Source organism: Streptomyces sp. NPDC059740 (assembly GCF_042733155.1).
Lineage (GTDB): Bacteria > Actinomycetota > Actinomycetes > Streptomycetales > Streptomycetaceae > Streptomyces.
On the sequence record NZ_JBHWGP010000082.1, the window covers coordinates 1 to 7,719 of the forward strand.

General features: G+C 65.0%; 4 protein-coding genes and 3 pseudogenes. 6 read left to right on the forward strand and 1 reads right to left on the reverse strand.

Annotated features, from left to right (window positions below; all coding sequences use genetic code 11):
- Nucleotides 1–210: 210 nt before the first annotated feature.
- The 5 genes and pseudogenes from ACFV3R_RS34335 to ACFV3R_RS34355 form a co-directional block, all read left to right on the forward strand.
- The gene (locus tag ACFV3R_RS34335; RefSeq protein WP_385591431.1) at nt 211–1,299 is read left to right on the forward strand and encodes a polyprenyl synthetase family protein; all 1,089 of its coding nucleotides are present in this window, start codon (nt 211–213) and stop codon (nt 1,297–1,299) included.
- 39 nt (nt 1,300–1,338) lie between these two features.
- Nucleotides 1,339–2,815, forward strand: a pseudogene (locus ACFV3R_RS34340) (RHS repeat-associated core domain-containing protein); the annotation flags it as partial.
- A gap of 82 nt (nt 2,816–2,897) precedes the next feature.
- Complete coding sequence (locus ACFV3R_RS34345) at nt 2,898–3,095, forward strand: hypothetical protein (protein ID WP_385591433.1); 198 nt, start codon at nt 2,898–2,900, stop codon at nt 3,093–3,095.
- 408 nt (nt 3,096–3,503) lie between these two features.
- Nucleotides 3,504–3,644 (forward strand): hypothetical protein, encoded by a 141-nt coding sequence (locus tag ACFV3R_RS34350; RefSeq protein ID WP_385591435.1) that lies wholly within the window; start codon nt 3,504–3,506, stop codon nt 3,642–3,644.
- 364 nt (nt 3,645–4,008) lie between these two features.
- A pseudogene (locus tag ACFV3R_RS34355) lies at nt 4,009–4,455 on the forward strand (RHS repeat-associated core domain-containing protein); the annotation flags it as partial.
- 397 nt (nt 4,456–4,852) lie between these two features.
- Here ACFV3R_RS34355 and ACFV3R_RS34360 read toward each other — a convergent pair.
- Nucleotides 4,853–6,056 (reverse strand): annotated as a pseudogene (locus tag ACFV3R_RS34360) (IS3 family transposase).
- A 40-nt stretch (nt 6,057–6,096) separates the two neighbouring features.
- Between ACFV3R_RS34360 and ACFV3R_RS34365 the strand changes: the two are divergent.
- Nucleotides 6,097–7,215 (forward strand): RHS repeat-associated core domain-containing protein, encoded by a 1,119-nt coding sequence (locus ACFV3R_RS34365; RefSeq protein WP_385591437.1) that lies wholly within the window; start codon nt 6,097–6,099, stop codon nt 7,213–7,215.
- Nucleotides 7,216–7,719: the final 504 nt, after the last annotated feature.

Consider the following 7,719-nt stretch of genomic DNA (forward strand, 5'->3'; position numbering starts at 1 on the left):
AGCGACGAGCATCGACCTCGGATATATCCCCACCCATGAACGGTCCAACGAGTGAACCCAACAACCGTCACGGTAAGCACCGTTGCAGTACTAGGGGCGCCCGGGCGGACGAGGCCAAGCCCGAAGCCCGGGCCTCGTCCGGCATCCCGTCCGGGGGGCGATCAGTAGGAACGGCAGTGGGCAACCGTCTCGTCCATGGGGAGGTGGGACATGGCAAGTACAGCGGTTCCCTCAGCCGCACAGGAAACCGATCTGGACACCGTGCGATCACGGATCGAGGAGGCACTGACCGACTTCCTCGACGCTCGGATGCGCACACTGGGCCAGGCGCCGCATCATCAACTCGTGCGCTGCGTGCGGGAATTCGTGACTCGCGGCGGTAAGCGGCTTCGTCCCGTCCTGAGTGTCCTGGGCTGGCAGGCCGCACAGCCGAGGCGGGACATGCCCATGCCAGTGCTGAAAACAGCTGCTGCCTTGGAACTGTTCCACGCCTTCGCGCTCATCCACGACGACGTCATGGACGACAGTGCCATGCGCCGCGGCCACCCGAGCGTGCACCGGACCATGGCACTTCACCACGCGGCAGCCGGCGGGCCCGCACCCGGGCGGGTGGGAATCGGTGCCGCAATCCTCGCCGGAGACCTGGCCCTGGCCTGGTCGGACGAACTCCTGCACACCGCTGGTCTGCGGCCGGCGCAGCTGACCGCGGTTCTCCCGCTCATCGACGTGATGCGCACGGAGATCGTCTGCGGGCAATACCTCGACCTCACCGCCACCGGGCGGCCTGACGCCGGAGTGGAGGTGGCACTGCAGGTGGCGCGCTACAAGACGGCGAAGTACACCTTCGAGCGGCCTCTGCACGTGGGAGCGGCCCTGGCCGGAGCTGGCGAGGAACTGCAGTCGGCGCTGAGCGCGTACGCCCTGCCAGTCGGAGAGTCCTTCCAACTGCGTGATGACCTGCTCGGGGTCTTCGGCGACCTCCGGCAGACCGGCAAGTCGGTGCTGGAGGATCTGCGAGACGCCAAGCCCACGGTACTGCTGGCCACCGCACGTGAGCGCGCCACCACACGCCAGCGTGCACTTCTTGACCACCTCGTCGGCCAGCGCGGTCTCGATGAAGAGGGCGCCACTCGTGTGCGCCGTATCCTGGTCGAGACAGGCGCCGTCAACGCAGTCGAAGCGATGATCGCCGAATGCCACCAGCAGTCCCTGCAGGCACTGGACGCGGCGCCGATCACACCACACGCCCGCACGGCGCTGCACCATCTGGCCGACACCGCTCTGTGGCGCAGCACATGACCTGCCAGCCGATGCCCGGCACTTCCCACGAGAGGCAACCAGCGCTCGGTGAGATCGGCGAACGACGGCGACGGCAACCTCCGCATCCGCACCGACGCCTCCGGCACCGTCACCTACCAGTTCGACGCCCTGGGCCGGGAGACCATCCGCACCCTTCAAGACGGCTCCTAGACCATCCTGGCCTACACCCCCGACGGCAACGTCGACACCTACACCGACCCCGTCGGCCTCACCGACTACACCTGGGACGCCGCCAACCGCCTCACCGACCTGAAAGATCCCTCCGGCAAGACCACCACCTACGAGTACAACAACGACAAACGCACCGACACCAAATACCCCGGCGGAACCGTCCAGCACGTCGACCTCGACGACTCCAGCCGCCCCAAAACCATCAAGACCACCTCTCCCCAAGGCACCCTGGTCAACCTGACCTACAACTACGGCTACGGCCCCGACAGCGCCACCGACGGCACCAAGATCCGCACCGTCACCGACAACACATCCGGCTACAAGACCACCTACACCTACGACAGCGCCGGCCGCTTCTCCTACGCCGATGAGGCCAAGGACGGCACCACGAACGAGTCCTGGCAGTACTGCTACGACCCGGCCGGCAACCTCACCTCCCAGGGCGTCACCCAAGGCTGCCCCCGCGGCACCACTTACGACGTCAACGACGCCTCACAGATCACCGCCAAGAACGGCACCTCCGACAACTGGTCCTACGACCTTGCGGGCAACGAGACCGCCGCCGCCTCCACCCCGGCCGGCACACGCACCGACGAGAACTACACCGACTTCAACCAGCTCGCCGCACTCACCGTTGCCGGCACCCACTACCAGGCCACCTATGGCTCCACCGACGCAAGCGAACGCACCCGCCTGGGCGACACCGTCTTCCACAACGGACCCCTCGGCATCGCCGGCCAGACCACAGACGGCGTCGACCAGGGATTCATCCGCGAACCCGGGGGCACGCTCAACTCCATGAACACCGGGGGGAAGACCTACTACTACCTCACCGACGCGCTCGGCTCGGTCATCGGCCTGGCCGACGAGAGCGGCAAGAAGGTCGACACCTACAGCTACAGCCCCCGCGGCGTCACCCGCACCACTGCAACCGACGAAACCGTCACCCAACCGTTCCGCTTCGCCGGCGGCTACCAGGACCCCACCGGCCTCTACCACTACGGCGCCCGCTACTACGACCCCAACATCGGCCGCTTCACCCAACCCGACCCCTCCGGCCAGGAGAAGAACCCCTACCTCTACGCCGAAGGCGACCCCGTCAACCGCATCGATCCCGGTGGGTTGTCTTGGTTCGACGTAGCAGGAGACATCTTCGGAGTGGCAACGGGTTGCGTGGGCGGCATCGGTGCAGCGGGGGAAACCAGGAGTAATTGAGCTTGCCAGTGTCGCCGGGCCCCTGGGGACGGCAGGAGCGGTGGTCGGAAGCTGTGCGGTAGGCGGTTACATCGGCTACGAAGGCGGCGACGTGATCAGCTACGGATAAACGGAGCATAGTTTCGACTGCTCTGGGTGGCAGGCCTGTCAGGTGTGCCACCCAGAGCCAATGCGGGTCGGGAGAGGAAGATTTGAGCGGCAAGATCAAGATAAGGGTATTCGTGGCGATTATTGCCATCGTCACAGTCCTCGCCTTTGTGCAAGGTTTCATGTCGGCAGGTGTCGACAGGGTTATTCTACTAGTGCTGGCATTCATGGGTCTGGGATCCATGGTGATGTTGGGCATCGCTTCAAGCGTCGCAAAGGGAAAGGGTGGGAAGGGGAGGTAGTTCAACCTGGGTCAGAGAGTCGAGGACTGATTGGGGAAGTGGGACGGCGTGTCGGCTGATGAAGAAAACCTGCCCCTGTCGGAAAAGGGAACGCGAGGTGCGCGTCTCGCTTTCTGGTGCTACCTAACAGCAGTGCTTCTGGCCTTGAGTGGATTCCTTTTCGATTCACTGATGCGGGGACCGGCGCAGGCGCGCCCTTGGTTCTTCCTCGGTGCCTTCATCGTCATCGGCTGGCGTGGTGCCGTCAACGGAAAGCGGTGGAGGCGCACGGCGCACCAGCGATCTAAGGCGCACCCCGGGGTCTAGATGGTGTCCTGAGGGGGGACGGATAAGCAATATGTAGGAGCAGAGGGCGGCGGCAAAGTCAAGGAATGCGAGGTAGTGGCGTAAGTTTCGTTGGAGTATTTCATGGACACCTCGATTTTTCTGTCGCAGGACAGGCGTCCCGACGGCCCTGCATGGTTCCCATACGCGTTCATCCCGGTGGCCGTGCTGGTAGGAATTGTCCTGTTGGTGCGCTTTGTGGTGCCGCAGGAAACGGTGAAGTGATGTAGGTGGGGCGGCTGTATTTTCAGCCGCCCCCGCAATGGTTACCTGCTCGTCGAGCAGCCGGCTTGCCAGGGAGGGCTGTTGTGGGTGTATGCGTCGGATTTTTCCTCTTCGTGTTCGGTGCGTGCTTTGTTATATTCTCCGGAAGATTCAGTGAGGCCTCAACTGCCAGTCGGCAAAGAATGTTCGGGTCGCCTGGAGCGAAGGGAATGCGCGTTTGGAACCGCTTCGTCTTCGCGGCAGTCGGTGGCGCTATAGCGCTCGGTGGGCTGTTTTACGCCCTCTCCCACCTCTGAGGTGAGGCCGCGCTGAGAGACAATCGAGTCCGCATGAACACCGCCGCACCGGCGTCACCCGCACCGCTACCGACGAAACCGTCCCCCAGCCGTTCCGCTTCGCCGGCGGCTACCAGGACCCCACCGGCCTCTACCACCTCGGCGCCCGCTACTACGACCCCAACATCGGCCGCTTCACCCAACCCGACCCCTCCGGCCAAGAGAAGAACCCCTACCTCTACGCCGAAGGCGACCCCGTCAACCGCATCGACCCCAACGGCAGCCTCTCTCTGTCCGGGCTGGACGGAATCATCGGGAAACTGGAGAACGGTAAATCTCTCTGGGACATCGGTGACGATCTCACATCCGGAGATGTCGTGGCCGCCGCCCGTGGGGCGGCCAGCCTCGCAGGTGGCTACGTGGTCGGTGCAGTATGCGAAGCCGCTACGGGCCCGGAGTCAGGATTCCTCTCGACGGCGGGATGTTTTGCTGCCGGTACGCTGACCAGCAAGGACATTGAGACCTGGCTCTCGTAGCCGTTCGGACAGTGGGCACTGCAAGAAGGAGCGAGGAATGGGCATCGGCCGTAAAGTGGAAAATTTCGAGGACCGCACCCGAAAGAGGCCCTGGGCTACGCTCGTCGGCGCTTTCCTCGTCCTCTACCTGTTGTCGGGGACAGTGATGACACTGACAGGCTCGTCGGTACGTGAGGCGTGGTTGGCGCCACTCCCCGTACTTCTCGTAGTCGGCGCCGGGATCGGTTTCACCAGAGCAAATCGGCGCGGATAGCCACCTCGGCCGGTTGGGGTGGCGGGCCCTGATGGCTCGCCACCTCCCGGGTACACCCGCGTAAGCAGGTCACAAGCGACGGTGGCTTCGACCACGAGCCTTGGCCTCGATCATCGGGCCTTGACCCCGAATCCTGGACACGGGTTATGCGGCTTGTGGCAGCGTAGTTGGTGTGTGGTGGAGGGCGTTCTCGAAGGCGATCGGTGCTCGTTGTCCGAGGTGGGAGTGTCGGCGTCGGGTGTTGTAGCGGTGGAACCATCGGAAGGCGTCGAGTCGCGCCTCACGCTCGTCTGGCCAGGTCTTTCGTCCTTGCAGGGTTTCGCGTTTGAAGGTCGCGTTGAAGGACTCGGCGAGTGCGTTGTCCGCGCTGGACCCGACCGCACTCATGCTCCGCCGCACCTCGGCTGACCTGCGGGCTTCGGCGAAGGGTCTGCTGGTGTACTGGGCTTCGTGGTCGGTGTGCATGATCGATCCGGTGAGGCTGCCGCGGGTTCGGATCGCCGCGGCCAGGGCGTCGGCGACGAGGTCCGCGCGCATGTGGTCGGCGATCGCCCAGCCGGCCAGACGGCGCGAGGCGAGGTCGATGACGGTCGCCAGGTAGCAGAACTTCCCGCCCTCGGTGGGCAGGTAGGTGATGTCGCCGACGTACTTCGTGTTCGGCTTGTCCGCGGTGAAGTTGCGGCCGATCAGGTCCGGGGCCTTGGCAGCGGCCGGGTCGGGGATGGTGGTGCGATGCCGGCGACGAAGGCGGACCCCTTCGATCCCGGACGCTCGCATGATCCTGGCGACCCGTTTGTGGTTGACCGCCTCACCGCCGGTCTCCCGGAGCTCGGCGGTGATCCTCGGGACTCCGTAGGTGCCGTCCGACTCGAGGTGCACCGCCCGTATCCGGGCGGCCAGGCGGGCGTCGGTCACCTGCCGGGCGGCCCGGTCCGCCGCCGTCCGGCGCCAGTAGTAGAAGCTCGAGCGGCTGAGCCGAGGACGCTGCACAGCCGCTTCACGCCGTAACGGTGCTGGAGGTCGGCGACGCACTGGAAGCGGTTCACCAGCGCGTCTCCCCGGCGAAATACTTCGCCGCTTTGCGCAGGATCTCGCGTTCCTCCTCCAGCTCGCGGATCTTCTTGCGCAAGGCGGCGTTCTCCGTCTCCAACGGAGCCGGTGGCTGAGACGGCGCCTCCGCCCGGCGGCCCCGGGGGCGGCTCACCCCGGCTGCCTGAACCCAGTTCCGCAGGGTCTCCGGGTTGATCCCCGGGTCGGCTGCGACCGACCTGATCGTCGCTTCGGGCCGCGACTCGTACAGCGCGACCGCGTCCACCTTGAACTGCGGCGGGTAGTTCTTCATGACCACGAGATGTCCGTTCTCAGATCCTTAGGATCCAGTGTCTCGTGTGTCCAACATCCGGGGTCAAGGCCCCACCTACACCTACGACAGTGCCGGCCGCTTCTCCTACGCAGGCGAGGCCAAGGACGGCGACACCAAGGAGTCCTGGCAGTACTGCTACGACCCGGCCGGCAACCTCACCTCCCAGGGCATCACCGAAGGCTGCCCCCGCGGCACCACCTACGACGTCAACGACGCCTCGCAGATCACCGCCAAGAACGGCACCTCCGACAACTGGTCCTACGACCTCGCGGGCAACGAGACCGCCGCCGCCTCCACCCCAGCCGGCACCCGCACCGGCGAGACCTACACCGACTTCAAGCAACTGCTGACTGTCACCGTGGGCGGGACGACCTACCGCGGCCAGTACGCCTCCACCGACGCAAGCGAACGCACCAAGTTCGGCAACACTGTCTTCCACAACGGACCCCTCGGCATCGCCGGCCAGACCACAGACGGCGTCGACCAGGGATTCATCCGCGAACCCGGGGGCACGCTCAACTCCATGAACACCGGGGGGAAGACCTACTACTACCTCACCGACGCGCTCGGCTCGGTCATCGGCCTGGCCGACGAGAGCGGCAAGAAGGTCGACACCTACAGCTACAGCCCCCGCGGCGTCACCCGCACCGCTGCAACCGACGAAACCGTCGCCCAGCCGTTCCGGTTCGCCGGCGGCTACCAGGACCCCACCGGCCTCTACCACCTCGGCGCCCGCTACTACGACCCCAACATCGGCCGCTTCACCCAACCCGACCCCTCCGGCCAGGAGAAGAACCCCTACCTCTACGCAGCGGGTGACCTCGTCAACCGCATCGATGCCTCCGGCACGTCCTGGAAAGCCACCGTTGAAGGCTGTTACGTAGCCTGTGTATCCGGAGGATTGACACGTAATTCGGATGGCAGTCTCCATGCTTCCCTCGGGACTGGAGTGGGTTCTCCGAGCGTCAATGGTGGGTTGGAGACGAGTTCCGCGGATGCAGGGAGCGGGTTCTCGGTGAATGGTGAGTGTGGTGCTGGGAGTGGCACTGTTTCCCTATCGAACTCTGGCGACGTGAGCGTCGGAGCCGGCACTGAATACCACAGTGACCCGGAGTGTAGTGTGACGGGAGAGTATACGTGGTAAAGATCTCGCACCTAATGGCAGCGGTGAGCTCTCACCCGATGAAGCTTCCCGCCTGGGGGATCTGGGCTTTTGTGGCGGTCTGCATCATCGCTGGAGTATTTGCCCTGGTGGCATACTGGCGTAACCGTCAACGCTGATTCTGGGCGCCGACAGCTTCTCCTGTGTCGGCCCGTCAGCAACGCCGATGGGCCGACACCGTGAACCTCCGTGTTTGCGGCGATTTTGCAGGACTCAAAAGCTGTGCCGCAGTGCTTGACCCGTCATCCCCCTTCCGATGCACGTCGAAAGGGAGGGCTGCAGCCCCCCGCGGCGTCACCCGCACCGCTGCAACCGACGAAACCGTCCCCCAGCCGTTCCGCTTCGCCGGCGGCTACCAGGACCCCACCGGCCTCTACCACTACGGCGCCCGCTAGTACTGCAACGGTGCTTACCGTGACGAGGCCTCAGCTCTTGGGCGGTGGCCTCGTCTCTTGTAGTGGCTGGTCCGAGCCTGTTGTTGGCGTC